Genomic DNA, 15,602 nt, shown 5'->3' on the forward strand with positions numbered 1-15,602 from the left:
TATCCATACCTGGCCCGAGCATGGTTTCGCCGCCGTCGACGCGTTTCTGTGCGGGGCGGCGCGCGCCGACGAGGCCGTCGACGCGATCTCCGGCGCGCTCGCGGCTCGTATCGCGCAACGGCGGCGCATCGAGCGCGGCCTGGCGGGCGCCGCGCCGGCGGCGGCCCTGCCCGCGAATTCGAATTGACGCTCGAACCCGTGCCGATTTAGGATGGCACCAGTCTTCGGGATAGACCCGGAGCGTTCCAACTCTTGAGGGAGCCTCATGAGCACGCAGTCCAGGCGCTTCGACGCGCTCGTCTTCATTGGTCGTTTCCAGCCGCCCCACCGTGGTCACCTGCATGTCCTGAAGGCCGCCCTGGCCCAGGCGCCGCGCGTATGCGTGCTGGTCGGCTCGACCGATCGCCCCCGCACCATCAAGGATCCGTTCTCGTTCGACGAGCGCCGCCAGATGCTCGAGTCGATGCTCGACGCCGACGAGCGCGAGCGCGTCATGATCGTCCCGGTGCAGGACTCCATGTACAACGACACCGACTGGGTCCGCTGGATCCAGCAGGCGGTGGCCGCCGCGCTCGGCGAGGCTGCCGCCACCGGCCGCGTGGGCCTGATCGGCCACGAGAAGGACGCCTCCTCGTACTACCTGCGCATGTTCCCGCAATGGCCCTTCGTCGAGGTCGAGCCGAACGAGGACATCTCCGCCACCGAGATCCGCGCGCAGTATTTCGCCGAGCGCCCGAACAGCTTCGTGTCCTGGGCCGTGCCCGCGCCGGTGTTCGCCTGGCTCGAGCAGTTCCAGGCGCGGCCCGAGTTCGCGCAGCTCAAGTCGGAAGCCGAGTTTATCGCCGCCTATCACCGCAAGTGGGCCGCCGCGCCCTACGCGGTCACCTTCGTGACCGTCGACGCGGTGGTGGTGCACTCCGGCCATATCCTGCTGATCCGCCGCCGCAGCGCGCCGGGGCAGGGCCTGTGGGCGCTGCCGGGCGGCTTCGTCGAGCAGGACGAGCGCATCGACGCGGCCTGCATCCGCGAGTTGCGCGAGGAAACCGGGCTCAAGCTGCCCGAGCCGGTGCTGCGCGGCTCGCTCAAGGACCGCCAGGTGTTCGACCACCCAACGCGTTCGCTGCGCGGGCGCACCATCACGCATGCCTCGCTGTTCCACTTCCCGACCGGCGAGCTGCCGCGCGTGAAGGGCAGCGACGATGCCGACAAGGCGCGCTGGGTGCCGCTCAACGAGTTCGAGACGATGCGCGAGCGCATGTTCGAGGATCACTTCGACATCGCCTATCACTTCCTCGGCAAGCTCTGATTCTCATCGTCCACGCTTCACCGTAGTTCACGCGCCCGGCCACGCCGGGCGCGACCGGCCCGCCAGGATAGACCCGGCGGCCTTCCCCCAAGGTCCAGAGGAGCTCTGACCATGCACAGCACCGAAGCCGGCGGCCTCGCCGCGATCCTTGCCAACCCGATCCTCAACACGGATTCGTACAAGGCCTCCCACTACCTGCAATATCCGCCCGACGCGACGGCGATGTTCTCCTATGTCGAGTCGCGCGGCGGCCGCTACGAGCGCACGCTGTTCTTCGGCCTGCAGATGCTGCTCAAGGAATACCTGTACCGGCCCGTCACGCACGCGATGGTGGACGAGGCGCGCGACTTCTTCGCGCTGCACGGCGAGCCCTTCAACGAGGCCGGCTGGCGCCGCGTGGTGGAGCGCTACGACGGCTACCTGCCGGTGCGCATCCGCGCGGTTCCGGAAGGCTCGATGGTGCCGGTCGGCAATGCGCTGATCACGGTCGAATGCACCGATCCCGAGCTGTTCTGGCTGGCGTCCCACGTCGAGACCATGTTGCTGCGCATCTGGTACCCGGTGACGGTCGCCACCCGCAGTTGGCATCTGCGCCAGACGATTCGGCACTGGCTCGAACGCGGCGACGAGGATCTCTCGCAACTGCCGTTCAAGCTCCACGATTTCGGTGCGCGCGGCGTGTCGAGCGCGGAGTCGGCCGCGATCGGCGGCGCCGCGCACCTGGTCAGCTTCATGGGCTCGGACACGGTGCTCGGCGTGCTGGCCGCCAACCGCTTCTATCGCGAGCCGATGGCGGCCTATTCGGTGCCGGCGGCCGAGCACAGCACGATCACCTCCTGGGGCCGCGACGGCGAGCTCGAAGCCTACCGCCATGTGCTGGCGCGCTGCGCGAAACCGGGCGGCATCGTCTCGGTGGTGTCCGATTCCTACGACCTGTTCGCCGCGCTCGACCTGTGGGGCGGTCCCTTGCGGCAGCAGGTGATCGACTCGGGTGCCACCCTGGTGGTGCGCCCCGATTCGGGCGACCCGGAAACCATCGTGCTGGCCACCGTGCGCGCGCTCGACGCCGCCTTCGGCGCGAGCGTGAACCGCAAGGGGCGCCGCGTGCTGAACCATGTGCGCGTGATCCAGGGCGACGGCGTCAACGAGGCCTCGATCGAGGCCATCCTGGCATCGCTCGACGCGGCCGGCTATTCGGCCGGCAACGTGGTGTTCGGCATGGGCGGCGCGCTGCTGCAGCAGGTGGATCGCGATACGCAGCGCTTCGCGATGAAGTGCTCGGCGATCCGGCGCGGCGAGGTCTGGCACCCGGTCGGCAAGGACCCGGTCACCGATCCCGGCAAGCGCTCCAAGCAGGGCAGGCTGACGCTGCAGCGCCATCGCGGCACCGGCGCCTATCGCACGGTGGCGATGCCGGCCGCATGGGACGACCACGCGGTCGAGGGCGAATGGGAGGATGCGCTGCGCACCGTGTTCGATACGGGGCGCCTGCTGGAGGAGGTGACGCTGGCCGAGGTTCGCGCGCGTGCGCACGCGCATGAAGCCGTGAGCGAGGCGCGGCAGCCCGAGGCCGAGGACGTGCCGGCCCCGCTCGCCTGAGGCGGCGAGCGGCGGTGCGCCCGGTGCCGGTTCAGGCCGAGCGCGCCGCGAAAGCCCGCCCGCAAGCCAGCCGGATGCGGCTGGCGATGCGCATGAAGGCGAGCCAGTTCTGCGCCCAGACGCCTTCGCCATAATTGCGGCCCGGCCCCGCATCGCCCGGCAACTGGTCCGAGATGCCGGTCGGCTCGAGCTTGCGGGTCCAGTCGGCGGTGCGGAACAGCATGTCCCACCACGGGAACAGCACGCCGAAGTTGCAGCCATAGGCCACGCCGGTATGGCCATACTCGACCGCGTGATGGCGTCGATGGAAGGCCGGGCTCACCAGCAGCCGCTCCAGCAGCCAGCCGTAGGACAGGCGCGCATTGACGTGCTGGATGCTCTGCAGGGTATTGCCGACGGCCACCAGCACCACGTACTGGCCCGGCTGCACGCCGATCAGCAGCGCCAGCAGGGCGAAGAACGCGGCCTGGATCAGCACGTCGAGGAAGTGGTTGCGGTCGTCGTTCCAGAACGACATGCGGCGCTGGCTGTGATGCACCGCATGCAGTTCCCACCACACGCCGAAGCGATGCTGCCAGCGGTGGTACCAGTAGCCGGCGAAGTCGAGCGCGACCGCGTAGATCGCGAACGAGACCAGCGGCCGGTCCGAGACGCCGGGCCAGAACTCGTCGAGATTGACGTTCCAGACGCGATGCACCTGCATCCAAGTCTCGGCGTGGTTGAACAGCGGCTGCAGGTAGACGAAGAACAGGCCGTTGACCACGCCGAGCTTGGCGATCCAGGTGTACCAGACGTCGGCGCGCACCGCGCGGCGCTCGGGCCAGCGCTCGATCGGCCGCCAGGCCTCCAGCGGGCGCAGCAGCACCCAGGTCAGCGCGATCTCGCAGACCGCGACGATCACCCAGTACAGCGCGTCGTAGATGTCCTCGTCGTAGTCCATCAGGTGGGCGCGGAACAGCAGCGGCTGCACCAGGTCCACGTAGAGCGCCGTCTGCGCGGTGCCGATCAGGTTGTCGGCCGAAGCCAGCAGCACGTCGATCATGGCGGGCCCGCCTCAATCCGGATTGGGCGCGTAGACTGGCGCGCGGTCGGCGAAGAACAGGCCGTGCGGCGAGCGGCCGACGGCGATCGTGCTGACCAGCTTGCGCGTGGCCAGGTCGATCACGCCGACATGGCGCGAGAAACGGAAGGTGACCCACAGGAAGCGCTTGTCGGCCGACAGTTCCATGTCGTCGGGGCCGGGCATCAGGCCGGTGATGTCGCCGGTGTTGGCCAGGGCCGTGTAGTCGAGCACGCTGATGGTGCTGTCGACGCGATTGGTGACGGCCACGTGGCGGCCGTCGTCGAGCGAGCGGAAGTTGTGCGCGCCGCGGCCGGTATGGATCTTCTTCACCACCTGGTGCGTGACGCAGTCGACCACCGCCACGTCGTCCTCGCCGGTCATGCCCACCAGCAGGTAGCGGTTGCCGGGCGTCATCCACAGCCCGGCCGGGTCCTGGCCCACGTGCATGCGCCAGTCGACGGTCTGGGTCGGCAGGTCGATCGCGGCGATCTCGCCCGATTCCTGCAGCGAGACGTAGACGGTGCGATTGTCCATCGAGAAGGTCATGTGGCTCGGCATCTTCTCGAGCGGCAGGCGCCGGGCCAGCGTGAAGTGCAGCGGCGCCTCGTAGTGATAGATGTCGACGCGATCGAGCCGCAGCGCATTGGTGACGAACCAGTGGCCGTCGGGCGAGAAGCCGAGTTGATAGGGGTCCTCGATATCCTGCAGCGTGCCCTCGACGCGGCCGGTGGGCGGGTCGACGAACATCAGGTTGTCGGACACCGAGTTCGCGATGATCAGGGTCTTGCCGTCGGGCGTGATCATCAGGTGATGCGGCTCCTTGCCGGCGGGCAGGGTGGCCACCACCTTGCGCGAAGCCTCGTCGATCAGGTTCAGCCTGGCTTCGCCCGAATCGAGCACCACCACGTTGTCGGCATGGGCGGCCAGCGGGGCGCCGGCGGCGCAGAAGAGGGACAGCAGCAGCACGCGCAGGCGCGCGGCGGGGGAGCGGAACATCGGGACTTCCTGGTGCGAGCGTGACGAAAGCGGCGCCGCGCGGCGGTGACGGCGAGGGTCTCGCGTGTCGCGCGCTGGGCTGACGCGCAACTTACCGGGCAGCCCGATGAGCGTCCAATGCATTGTGCGGATGAAACGATGAGCGCCGCGTATGAGTGGAACAATCGCGCCTGCGCGCCGCAATGACGGCCTGGCGCGCGCATCAATCGATCGTCGCGCCGCAAGCCGATGCGATCGGAATCGAAACCGGTCGCAAGCGCGATGCGGGGTGATCGTGGGGATGGCGGCAGGCGGCTGAAAGCCGTTTGTCGAACTGCTTGTATCGGCAACCAGTTTGGCAGGCCCCGGCGCGGCTCAGCGCAGCGTGCCGAACAGGCCGCCGAGCGCGGCGCGCAGCAGCTCGCCCGAGGTCGGCCGGCTCACGAAGCTCATGGCCGGCGCGTAGGTCAGCTCGAAGATCAGCGCGCCGAGCGTTTCGGCATCGACCGAGAGCGCGGGATCGAGCCCGCGCAGACGCTCGCCGAGCGTGCGCCAGTGCGAGCGCAGCACCGCTTCCTGCGAGGCGCGGAAGGTGTCGGCGGGCTTGGCGTGGCGCGCGTATTCGAGCACCAGCAGCGGCCAGCTGCCCAGGCGCGAATGCCGGTCGGCCCAGCCGGCGATCCGCTCGATCGCATCGGCCAGCGTGGCGGCGCCGTCGATCGCCGCGTGCAGGTCGGCGAGGCTGCGCTGCCCATGCGCTTCCAGCACTTCCAGGAACAGCGCTTCCTTGCCCGGGAAGTTCGAGTAGACCGCGCCCTTGCTGAAGCCGGCCACCTCGGCGATGCGGTCGAGCGAGGTGGCTGCGTAGCCGTCGCGCGCGAACAGCGCGGCGGCTACCTCCAGCAGCCGATGGCGGGTTTGCGCCTGGCTTTCCTCGCGCGTCAGTCTGGCCATGCCTGTCTCCGTCGAATCGGAATCTCGATTGAATGCCGGGCAGTATACAGATACCATCGAGTATCCGAATCGTCCCGAGCCGTTCCATGTACAAGAAAGGTACCGCCCTCGAATTGCAGTTTTCGCCGCGCCGGCTCGGCGAGGCGCGCGGGCAGCCGCTGAGCCTCGGCCTGAGCGGCGAGGACGCCGGGCGTCTGTACCGCGCGCTCGACGCCTACCTGGGCTCCGCGCCGGCCCATGGCGCGGAGCCGCTGGTGGTGAGCCTCGACGACGAGGGCGAGGTCCATGCGCCGGTGCCTGCTCACGCGCTCGATTCCACTGCCGCCGTGGCCGAGCCCAAGCAGCCGGTGCCGGCCGCCGTCGAATTCCGGCAGTTCGTCTGCCTGATCTGCGGCTGGATCTACGACGAAGCCAGCGGCGATCCCGAGCATGGCCTCGCTCCGGGCACGCGCTGGGAGGCGGTGCCCGACGACTGGCGCTGCCCGCTTTGCGACGTCGGCAAGGAAGACTTCGCCCTGATGGCGTTCTGATTCGTTCATCCGCTTCGTTTGCGATCCGGCTTCGCGACATGCGCAAGCCGCTTGCTTTCGTTTTGCCGACGCACCGCCGATCACGCATGACCGGCGCCTGCCTGCCGCGCGTTTTCTTCGATTGCCTGCCGCGTCGAACGAATTATCGGCAAGCAGGCCACGATTGACTTCGTTCGCTATCGAACCGTTTCGAGCGCCGCCGGCCGCTGTGTCCCGGCCCATCTGCATTTCCCGCCACGCGGCTCGATTCCACCAAGCATTTCGCAAGCCCGCCGTGATCGTCCTTTAAGATGACGACACCGCCACCATCTGCGTATTCCATTGCGCCCAGAGTGTCCCGATGATCCATTCCTCCCGTTCGACGTCGGATTCCGAACGCCCGAAAGCGCAGGCGATCGCGCTCGGCGTGCTCTACACAGCACTCGTCGCGCTCGCGCTGTGGGTAATCCGCGAATTCCTGCCGGCCGTGGCCTGGGCCGGCGTGATCGCCATCGCGCTGTGGCCCGCGCTGCGCCGCATCGACGAGGTGCCCTGGCTGTCGGGGCGCCACACCGTGGTTTCGATCGTGCTGACCTCGGCGGTCGGCCTGCTGCTGGTGGTGCCGGTGGCGGTGGCGGTGGTGCAGGCCGCGGGCCAGGTCCACGAGGTGTTCGCCTGGGTGCGCGACGCGCGCCTGAACGGCATCCCGGTGCCCGACGCGGTCTCGCACCTGCCGTTCGGCGCGCAGCAGGTCAGCACCTGGTGGCAGGCCAACCTGGCCCAGCCGCTGCATGCGCCCACCGGCGTGAAGGCCATGAACAGCGAGGCCTTCGTCAGCTACGGCAAGGCCTTCGGCTCGCGCGTGGTGCATGCGGCGGTGCTGTTCGGCTTCATGCTGGTGACGCTGTTCGTGATCTTCCGGGCCGGACCGAACATCTCGGCATCGCTGATGCGCGGCGTGCAGCGCGCGTTCGGCGCCAACGGCGCCTCGCTGATCCAGCGCATGGCCTCGGCCATCTACGGCACGGTGACGGGGCTGGTGGTGGTGGGCCTCGGCGAGGGCGCGCTGCTCGGCATCGCCTATGCGTTCGCGGGCGTGCCGCACGCGGCGCTGCTGGGGCTGGTGACGGCGGTGGCCGCCATGCTGCCGTTCTGCGCGCCGATCGTGTTCTGCGGCGCCGCGATCTGGTTGTTCCTGGTGCAGGGCGCGACGGGCTGGGCGATCGGCCTGGCCGTGTTCGGCTTCGTGGTGGTGTTCGTCGCCGAACACTTCGTGCGCCCGGTGCTGATCGGCGGCTCGGCGCGCCTGCCGTTCCTGCTGGTGCTGTTCGGCATTCTCGGCGGCGCCGAGACCTTCGGCCTGCTGGGCCTGTTCATCGGCCCCGCGCTGATGACGGTGCTGACCGTGCTGTGGACCGAATGGATCCACTGAGGATCCGCCTCGATCGTTGCGCGCGCAACGCATCGACCTTCCCGGGCACATGCCGGCGCGCCCGTTCGCACGCGAGGGCCGGCCGATTTTCGACGCGGGGTTTTAAAGTTTTCCACATTCGTGTCGTCGAGGTGGATTAGGATGCGGAAATGACGACCGATCGTGTTGGCCGGGTTCTGACCGGCCTGCTAGCCCCGCCCCCGCGTTCCTCCCTCGCCGCGCTGCCGTTTGCCGCGAGCCTGCTGTTGTCGGGCTGCTCCTGGTTCGGCTGGCTGCATCATCCCTCGTTCTCGTACGCGAAGCTGCCGGTGCCGAAGGCCGCTTCCCAGCCGGGCGCCACCCAGCAGCGCGTGGTGGGCGCGGGCGGCAATCCCGCCAGCGTCTGGATGGTGCGCAACGGGACCGGCACTTGCTACAACTACCTGCTCCAGCACGGCAACGAGCATCGGCCCTACTACGTGGTGTTCGACCGTCACGGCATCGTCACGCATCATGGTTTCGCCACCTGCATGGAGGCGGACCGGCAAGGCCTGCTCAAGCGCGCGGCGCCGGTTTCCTGAGGTCTTCCCGCTTTTCCCGCAGCACCCGGCGGCCCGCTCGCCTCCGTCGCCCGGTCATTACCGGGCGCTCTCGTCGATTTCCTGCCGCCGGCCCGGCTCAGGCCAGCGTGTCCACCACGCCGCCATCCACGCGCAGCGCGGCGCCCGTGGTGGCCGACGCCTGCTGCGAGCACACGTACACCACCATGTTCGCGACTTCCTCGGTGGTCGCCGGCCGCTGCAGGATCGAGCTGGCGCGCTGGGTGCGCACGAACTCCACCGCCACCTCGTCGACCGTCTTGCCTTCCTGGTCGGCGGTTTCCTTGAGCATCGCCTTCACGCCTTCCGACATGGTCGGGCCCGGCAGCACCGAGTTGACCGTCACGCCGCTGCCGGCGGCGAGCTTGGCGAGGCCGCGCGCGATCGACAACTGCGCGGTCTTGGTGAAGCCGTACTGGATCATGTCGGCCGGGATGTTGAGCGCCGATTCCGACGAGATGAACACCACCCGGCCCCAGTCGCGTTCGAGCATGGCCGGCAGGTAGTGGCGCGAGAGCCTCACGCCCGACATCACGTTCATCTGGAAGTAGTGCTCCCATTCCCCGTCGTCGATCTCGAAGAAGGGCTTCGGGCCGTAGATGCCGGCATTGTTGACCAGGATGTCGACGGCCGGGACCGCCTCGATCAGGGCCTTGACGCCGGCCGCGCCGGACAGGTCGCTGGCCACGCCCGAGGCGTTCACGCCAGGCACGGAGGAGCGCAGCGTGGCCAGCGAGGCATCCACCGAACGCTCGCTGCGTCCGTTGATGATCAGGGTCGCGCCGGCGCGCGCGAGGCCTTCCGCGATGGCATAGCCGATGCCGCTGGTGGAGGCGGTGACGAGGGCGGTCTTGCCGGTCAGGTTGATTTGCATGATTCGGAGTCCCTGGAAGCGTGGAAACGGTGTGCCGCGGGTGTGCCGCGCGTCGCTGGCTGCGCGCGCACGGCACAGGATGCATCAGCTCGGGCGAATCGCCTCGCACGCGGCGGCGGCCGGGCCGGATTGCATGATCCGCCGGCCGCGGTCGGTTCGGTGCGTTCGCCTCATTCCTTCACGTAGCACGGATAGGCCAGCTTGGCGGCCCGCGTGGCGGCGAGGTCGAGCGTGATCGCGCGCAACGGGGCGGCCTGCGAGGTGGTGCCGAGCGATTCGCCCGTCGGTGACATAGCAAAACCGGTGCCGCCGAATTCGAGCGTCGGCGCGGCGCGTCCGTGGCGGTTCGAGCTGACCAGGGCCGCGCCGGCCACGATCGCCGCCATCGCGCCGGCCGTGAACCAGTGCTGGACGGCGTGGCCGGTGGCGCGCGGCGTGACGATCAGGTCGGCGCCCAGGCGTCCGTAGGCGCGCGCATGCTCGTTGAAGAACAGCTCGGTGCAGAGCAGCACGCCCAGCTTCAGCTTGCCGACCGTCGCGCATTCGAAGCCCGCGCGGCCGCGCTCGAACCAGCTCGCCTCGTGCCAGCCCGGTTCCTCGGGAAAGAACTTCTTGTGATGCAGGTAGCGATAGGCGCCGCCCTCGATCACGAAGGCCTCGTTCGCCAGGCGCCGCGCCTGCGCCACCGGCCGCGAGGACAGCACCGCCCCCACCTGCAACCGGCCCAGCGCCGCCAGGGCCTCCTCGTGCAGCGCCACGCTGCGCGCGGCCGCCTCGGCATCGTAGTCGGGCGTGATGGCCAGCCACGGGCCGAAGGGCATCTCGTTGGTGACCAGCAGGTCGGCCTGTTCGGCATCGACGGCACGGCGGATCGCCTCCCAGGCCGCGCCGCTCGGCTGCAGGCCGTCGGGCCACTGCACGTAGAGGATCCTGGCTGTCCCTGTCTGCATCGCTGCTCCCTGGCGTGGAAAGGAAGGCGGGGCCGGTTGTCCGGCTGCCCGGCGAGGCTGAAAGCTTTTTGTAGTCGTGCTCGGCACGAGGCGCCTTCACGATTTTTCGACGATCGAAAAAAATTTTGCATCGACCGGGAATAAACGCGCGGACCCTGTGTTCGCCCTCATGTATCCCAAGCGCTCAGCCGCGAATCGCCGACGACAGCCTGGGTATGGTCCGGCCTTCGCCTCACCGCATGAAAGGTGAACGAAGTGGGGACTCCCGTCAATGCAATGCCTCTGGAGAAGTCAGATGAAGTTGAAATCGCTTGTCGCCGCCGCCCTGGCCTGTACCGCCATCTCGGGCGTGAGCTCGGCCTTCGCGCAGGACAACGCCGCCGCCGCGCCGGCCGCGCCGATCAAGAACGTGGTGCTGGTGCATGGCCTGTATGCCGACGGTTCGAGCTGGGCGAAGGTGATTCCGCTGCTGCAGGCCAAGGGCCTGCACGTGACGGCGGTGCAGAACCCGACCACCTCGTTCGACGCCGACGTCGACGCGGTCAAGCGCGCGCTGGCGGCCCAGGACGGCCCGACCCTGCTGGTCGCGCATTCCTACGGCGGCATGGTGATCAGCCAGGCCGGCGACGATCCAAAGGTGGCGGGGCTGGTCTATATTGCGGCGCGCGCGCCCGATGCCGGCGAGGACTACCCGGCCTTGACCAGGAAATTCCCGGCCGCCCCGGCCTCGGCGGGCCTGCAATGGTCGGCCGACGGTTTCGGCAAGCTCTCGGAACAGGCCTTCGTGCACGACTTCGCCGGTGACCTGCCGCCCGAGGAGGCACGCGTCTACTACGCCGTGCAGCAGCCGATGGGCAAGCCGGTCACGATGGCGAAGACCACCGTGGCCGCCTGGCACGACAAGCCGACCTGGTACGCGGTGTCGACCGAGGATCGCACCATCAACCCCGATCTGGAACGCTTCATGGCCAAGCGCATGCACGCGCACACCATCGAGATCCAGTCGAGCCACGTGTCGCTGATCTCGCACCCGGCCGCGGTGGCGAACCTGATCCTGGAAGCGACGGGCGAGGCGAAGTAAGGCGGGGCGGGGCGGCAGGCGCGAGCGCGAAGCGGCGCTCGCGCCTGCCGCCGTTCGTCATTGCGGCGTGACGCTGCGCATCCAGCGCGCGATATCGCCGACCACCTGTTTCTCGATGCCGAAATAGCCGTGCGGCGACAAGGAGCTGCACGGATTCGACGACTGCGCGACGCCGCCCTCGACATGCAGGACGGTGGCCGCGCTGTTTTTCATGGCGGCGGCGATTTCGGGCGCGCGCGAGGGCGGTGCGACGGTGCAGGTATCGTCGCGATTGGCCACCACCAGGGCCGGCGCGCGCACGCGTTCGGGCCGCGCGTCGAACACCGTCTCGCCCGAATGCCCGACCACCGACACCGATTCGGTCAGCACGATGCCGGCCAGTTCGCCGTCGCGCGCGCTCGAGCCGGCCGCCATCGCGGCGATCGAGCCCTGGCTGGTGCCCATCGCCCAGAGCGGGCGATCGGTGAGCGTGTGCGCGTAGTCGAGAATCTCGCGCAGCACCTGCCGATAGGCCTCGGTGCTGCGCTCGCCGCGCATCGACTTGTGGCCGATCGCATCGACGATCACCACGCCGTAGCCGAGCCGGGCCCACAGCTCGCGCGTGCGCACCACGAAGTTGTTGTCGTGGCGGATCGCGCCGTCGCGTTCGATGTCGACGTCGCCGGCGCCGCCGGGGAACATCAGGATCACGCCGCGCATCGGGCCTGCCGGGCCGTAGAACAGCACGCGCTGGTGCTCGCCGCCGGGTAGCGGCAGGTCCTGCACGGCGCTTCGCGTGGCGAGATCGGCGCCGGCGGCGACGCTGGCGGGCGGCGGGGGCGGCACTTCGTCCGCCGACGGGCGGCGCGCGCTCGCGCCATGGGAGAAGCCGAGCGCGAGCAGCGCGGCGGCGAGGATCGACAAGCGGGACCGACGAATCATGTGCTGAGTACCACCGAGATAACTGGGACGAAAGCGGGGCGGCGCGATTGCACCGCGCGCCTAGCGTACGCCAGCGGCCGGGGCCGCGACCAATACATTTTCGGCGACGCCGCGATACGTTCGGCGTATGTCATCGGCGCAGGCCCGTCCGGCGGGCTCGCGTATCCCGATCGACATCGAATCGCAAGGAAAACGAAGCATCCAGAAAGGCGCCGCGCGGTCGATCGCGGGGCGCCGGCGCGCGATGTGCGCTCAGCCCGGCGCCCGGCTCGGCGCTCAGGCGCGCGTCGCGTCGAGCTCTTTCAGCACCTCGATGAAGGCCCGCAGCGCGGCCGGCACCTGACGGTGGCCGGGATAGTAGAGGAACAGGCCCGGATAGACCGGGCACCAGTCGGCCAGCAGCGCGCGCAGCGACTTGTCGCGCAGATGGGGCAGCGCCAGCTTTTCCGGCACCATCGCGATGCCCAGCCCCTTCAGCGCGGCCTCGATCATCAGCTCGGTGCGGTTCAGCGTCAGCGCGCCCTGCACGTCGAGCGAGATCGCCTCGCCGTGGCGCTCGAATTCCCAGCGGTAAGGGCGGCCCGCCGGCGTGCGCGCGCGAATGCAGCGATGCTCGCGCAGTTCGTCCGGCGTGCGCGGCGCGCGGCGGCCCTTCAGGTAGGCGGGCGAGGCGACCGGCAGCATCCGCGACGGGCTGCCGAAGCGGATCGCGACCATGTCCCGGGGCACGTCGTCGCCGAGCCGGAAGCCGGCGTCGTAGCCTTCGGCGACGATGTCGACGAAGGCCGGCTCGGCCACCAGGTCGACCTCCACCTCGGGATAGCGCTCGATGAACACCGGCATCACGTGCCGGACCAGCAGCATCGATACGGTCTCCGAAGCAGTCAGCCGCAGCCGGCCGCCGGGCGCCTCGCGCGAGGCGCTGAGCTCGGCCAGCGCCTCGTCGAGGCCGGCCAGGATCGGCGCGAGCTGCGCCACCAGCCGTTCGCCGGCCTGGGTCGGCGAGACGCTGCGCGTGGTGCGGTTCAACAGGCGCGTGCCGAGGCGTTCCTCCAGCTCGCGCATCATGTGGCTCAGCGTCGAGGGCGCCAGCTCCAGCGCCTCGGCCGCCTTGCGGAAACTGCGCTGCGAGCTCACCGCGGCCAGCGCTCGCAGCTCGACTAGCGTGACGCGCTCATTCATGGGTTTTCGCCATCAAGGTATGCCGGTTCAGGGCGGTTATCGGCTCGCATTATCGCTGCTAAATTGCGTGCCGTTCCATCACCCCCACAAGGAGAGCGAGATGTCCCGAACCTGGTTCATTACCGGCATCGGCAGCGGCTTCGGCCGCGAGATGACGCAGCAGTTGCTGGCACGCGGCGATCGCGTGGCCGGCACGGTGCGCGACGCGCAGGCCGTCGCGGACCTGCGCGAGCGCCATGGCGATGCGCTCTGGAGCGCCACGCTCGACATGACCGACCTGCCGGGCATCCAGCGCGTGGTCGCGCAGGCCTTCGAGGTCTTCGGCCGGATCGACGTGATCGTCAACAATGCCGGCTACGGCCTGTTCGGCGCGGCCGAGGGCCTGTCCGACGCGCAGATCCGCCATCAGATCGACACCAACCTGATCGCGCCGATCCAGGTCACGCGCGCGGCCTTGCCGGGGCTGCGCGCGCAGGGCGGCGGCCGGATCCTGGCGATCTCCAGTTATGGCGGGCAGGCCACCCACCCGGGCGCCTCGCTCTATCACGCCAGCAAGTGGGGCATGGAGGGTTTCTTCGATGCGCTGTCCGCCGAGGTGGCGCCGTTCGGGATCGGCGTGACGATCGTCGAGCCGGGCGGCGCGCGCACCGCGTTCCGCCGCGCGGCGGGCCGGTATTTCGGTGCCGAGCTGGAAGCCTATCGCGACACGCCGGTGGGGGCCCTGTACGCGCGCCTGTCGGATCCCGGCTTCGTCGCCAGCGGCGATCCGGCGAAGATGGTGTCGATCATGATCGACAGCGTGGATCGCACGCCGGCGCCAAAACGCATCGCGCTCGGCCGCGATGCCTACACGATGATCCGCAATGCCCTGGGCGAGCGGCTCGCCGCCGTCGAGGCCGATCGTGAACTGGCGCATTCGACCGATTTCGACGCGCCGGCCTGAGCGGGCTATTGCGCGCGCGTGATTCAGGTGAGGCGAGTCGCGCCCCGCACGTCGACGATCGCGCGTTCGAGCCGCGTCACGGCCGCCTCCATGGACTCGGCCGGCACGTTGCCGTAGCCGAGCACCAGGCCGTTGTAGGCCGAGCTGTCCGAGCCGGGCAGGCAGAACGGCGAGAGCGCGCGCAGCACCAGGCCGTGCGCGCGCGCGGCGCGCTCGACCTCGACGTCGGCGACCGGCGCGTCGAGCCGTGCCGACAGATGCATGCCGCCGTCGCCGGCCGAGACCGTCAGCAGGCCGCCGAGCCGGCGCGTCAGCGCCTCGTGCAGCACGTCGCGGCGCTCGGCATAGACGCGGCGCATGCGGCGCAGGTGCCGGCTGAAATGGCCGGCCTCGATGAATTCCGCCAGCGCGAGGTGGTCGGCCAGCCGCCCGCGCGGCGACAGCGCCGAGGACACCTGCTCGAGCTCGGGCGCGATGGCGCCCGGCACCACCACGAAGCCCACCCGCAAGGCCGGGAACATCACCTTGCTGAAGGTGCCGAGATAGATCACCGGTGCGTCGCGCACCACGTTCTGCAGGGCCGCCAGCGGCGTGCCGTGATGGCGGAACTCGCTGTCGTAGTCGTCCTCGACGATCCACGCGCCGGCGTCCCGCGCGGCCTGCACCAGCGCGACGCGCCGCTCCTGGGACATCACCGCGCCGAGCGGGTATTGGTGCGAGGGCGTGATGTAGACCAGCCGCGGCGGCGCGCTGCGCCACAACTCGGCCGCGGGCGCCAGGCCATGCGCGTCGACCGGCACCGGCACCAGGCGCAGCCCGGCGGCCTGCAGCGCGACGCGCGCCCCGCCGTAGCCGGGGTTCTCGATCCAGGCGATGTCGCCGGCATCGGCCAGCGCCCGCGCGCAGAGATCGAGGCCGTATTGCGTGCCGTCGGTGATCAGCACCTGCTCGGCCTCGCAGGCCACGCCGCGCGAGACGCGCAGGTAGCTGGCGATCGCCTGGCGCAGCCGCAGGTTGCCGGCGGCGGGCTGGTAGTCGAGCTGGGCCGGGCCGATGCGGTGGCCCACATCCGCGCCGCCTTCGAGGGGCAGTGGTACCGCGTGCGCAGCGGCCACAAGCGCTATGCGCAATACGCGCCGCCGGTGGTGACCAGCGAGGCCTTCGCGGCGCGCTTCCGGCGCTGGATGCGCAGCCATCGCTGGATCAAGGCCGGCGCGCTGCGCAACATCAGCGAG

General features: G+C 69.6%; 15 protein-coding genes and 2 pseudogenes. 9 read left to right on the plus strand and 8 right to left on the minus strand.

Features of this window, described 5'->3' with window-relative positions; genetic code table 11:
* From F3J10_RS29345 to F3J10_RS29355, 3 genes are all read left to right on the plus strand, one after another.
* Window positions 1-187, plus strand: a 187-nt coding sequence (locus tag F3J10_RS29345) for an S-adenosylmethionine decarboxylase (protein WP_205200534.1), incomplete at its 5' end; no start/stop codon positions are given.
* Window positions 188-265: 78 nt separating this feature from the next.
* Window positions 266-1,306 (plus strand): bifunctional nicotinamide-nucleotide adenylyltransferase/Nudix hydroxylase, encoded by a 1,041-nt coding sequence (locus F3J10_RS29350; RefSeq protein ID WP_025097517.1) that lies wholly within the window; start codon window positions 266-268, stop codon window positions 1,304-1,306.
* Between the two features lie 111 nt (window positions 1,307-1,417).
* Window positions 1,418-2,905, plus strand: coding sequence for a nicotinate phosphoribosyltransferase (locus tag F3J10_RS29355; RefSeq protein WP_167243577.1), 1,488 nt, complete (start codon window positions 1,418-1,420; stop codon window positions 2,903-2,905).
* Window positions 2,906-2,936: 31 nt separating this feature from the next.
* On the opposite strand, the gene F3J10_RS29360 is transcribed toward F3J10_RS29355, so the two are convergent.
* The 3 genes from F3J10_RS29360 to F3J10_RS29370 form a co-directional block, all read right to left on the minus strand.
* Window positions 2,937-3,947 (minus strand): sterol desaturase family protein, encoded by a 1,011-nt coding sequence (locus F3J10_RS29360; protein WP_167243578.1) that lies wholly within the window; start codon window positions 3,945-3,947, stop codon window positions 2,937-2,939.
* A 12-nt stretch (window positions 3,948-3,959) separates the two neighbouring features.
* Complete coding sequence (locus F3J10_RS29365; protein ID WP_167233209.1) at window positions 3,960-4,964, minus strand: beta-propeller fold lactonase family protein; 1,005 nt, start codon at window positions 4,962-4,964, stop codon at window positions 3,960-3,962.
* A 354-nt stretch (window positions 4,965-5,318) separates the two neighbouring features.
* On the minus strand, window positions 5,319-5,897 hold the full coding sequence (locus tag F3J10_RS29370; protein WP_166915667.1) for a TetR/AcrR family transcriptional regulator: 579 nt from the start codon (window positions 5,895-5,897) through the stop codon (window positions 5,319-5,321).
* An 86-nt stretch (window positions 5,898-5,983) separates the two neighbouring features.
* On the opposite strand from F3J10_RS29370, the gene F3J10_RS36405 reads away from it, so the two are divergent.
* The 3 genes from F3J10_RS36405 (at window position 5,984) to F3J10_RS29385 (ending at window position 8,398) form a co-directional block, all read left to right on the plus strand.
* On the plus strand, window positions 5,984-6,427 hold the full coding sequence (locus tag F3J10_RS36405; protein ID WP_240155741.1) for a rubredoxin: 444 nt from the start codon (window positions 5,984-5,986) through the stop codon (window positions 6,425-6,427).
* A gap of 340 nt (window positions 6,428-6,767) precedes the next feature.
* Window positions 6,768-7,838 carry an AI-2E family transporter gene (locus tag F3J10_RS29380; RefSeq protein WP_025097511.1) on the plus strand — a complete coding sequence of 357 codons (1,071 nt, stop codon included), beginning with the start codon at window positions 6,768-6,770 and terminating at the stop codon, window positions 7,836-7,838.
* Between the two features lie 149 nt (window positions 7,839-7,987).
* On the plus strand, window positions 7,988-8,398 hold the full coding sequence (locus F3J10_RS29385) for an outer membrane protein assembly factor BamE (protein ID WP_226284720.1): 411 nt from the start codon (window positions 7,988-7,990) through the stop codon (window positions 8,396-8,398).
* Window positions 8,399-8,495: 97 nt separating this feature from the next.
* On the opposite strand, the gene F3J10_RS29390 is transcribed toward F3J10_RS29385, so the two are convergent.
* Both F3J10_RS29390 and F3J10_RS29395 read right to left on the minus strand, forming a co-directional pair.
* Window positions 8,496-9,290 (minus strand): SDR family oxidoreductase, encoded by a 795-nt coding sequence (locus F3J10_RS29390; protein WP_167243579.1) that lies wholly within the window; start codon window positions 9,288-9,290, stop codon window positions 8,496-8,498.
* Between the two features lie 170 nt (window positions 9,291-9,460).
* Complete coding sequence (locus tag F3J10_RS29395; RefSeq protein ID WP_167233211.1) at window positions 9,461-10,240, minus strand: carbon-nitrogen hydrolase family protein; 780 nt, start codon at window positions 10,238-10,240, stop codon at window positions 9,461-9,463.
* 295 nt (window positions 10,241-10,535) lie between these two features.
* Here F3J10_RS29395 and F3J10_RS29400 point away from each other — a divergent pair, with 295 nt between their 5' ends.
* Window positions 10,536-11,321, plus strand: a complete 786-nt coding sequence (locus tag F3J10_RS29400; RefSeq protein WP_205200535.1) for an alpha/beta hydrolase — start codon at window positions 10,536-10,538, stop codon at window positions 11,319-11,321.
* 57 nt (window positions 11,322-11,378) lie between these two features.
* Here the strand turns inward: F3J10_RS29400 and F3J10_RS29405 are convergent, their stop codons facing one another.
* Together F3J10_RS29405 and F3J10_RS29410 are read right to left on the minus strand one after the other, a co-directional pair.
* Window positions 11,379-12,242 (minus strand): alpha/beta hydrolase, encoded by an 864-nt coding sequence (locus tag F3J10_RS29405; RefSeq protein WP_205194245.1) that lies wholly within the window; start codon window positions 12,240-12,242, stop codon window positions 11,379-11,381.
* Between the two features lie 276 nt (window positions 12,243-12,518).
* A complete protein-coding gene (locus F3J10_RS29410; RefSeq protein WP_036036732.1) occupies window positions 12,519-13,424 on the minus strand; it encodes a LysR family transcriptional regulator in 906 nt (301 codons plus the stop codon).
* Between the two features lie 100 nt (window positions 13,425-13,524).
* On the opposite strand from F3J10_RS29410, the gene F3J10_RS29415 reads away from it, so the two are divergent.
* On the plus strand, window positions 13,525-14,367 hold the full coding sequence (locus F3J10_RS29415) for an SDR family oxidoreductase (RefSeq protein WP_105858459.1): 843 nt from the start codon (window positions 13,525-13,527) through the stop codon (window positions 14,365-14,367).
* A 23-nt stretch (window positions 14,368-14,390) separates the two neighbouring features.
* On the opposite strand, the pseudogene F3J10_RS29420 reads toward F3J10_RS29415, so the two are convergent.
* A pseudogene (locus F3J10_RS29420) lies at window positions 14,391-15,425 on the minus strand (PLP-dependent aminotransferase family protein); the annotation flags it as partial.
* Between F3J10_RS29420 and F3J10_RS29425 the strand changes: the two are divergent.
* Window positions 15,423-15,602, plus strand: a pseudogene (locus tag F3J10_RS29425) (cardiolipin synthase B); the annotation flags it as partial. The pseudogenes F3J10_RS29420 and F3J10_RS29425 sit on opposite strands and share 3 nt — an antisense overlap.

Source organism: Burkholderia sp. Cy-637, from assembly GCF_011753175.1.
Taxonomy (GTDB): domain Bacteria; phylum Pseudomonadota; class Gammaproteobacteria; order Burkholderiales; family Burkholderiaceae; genus Burkholderia; species Burkholderia gladioli.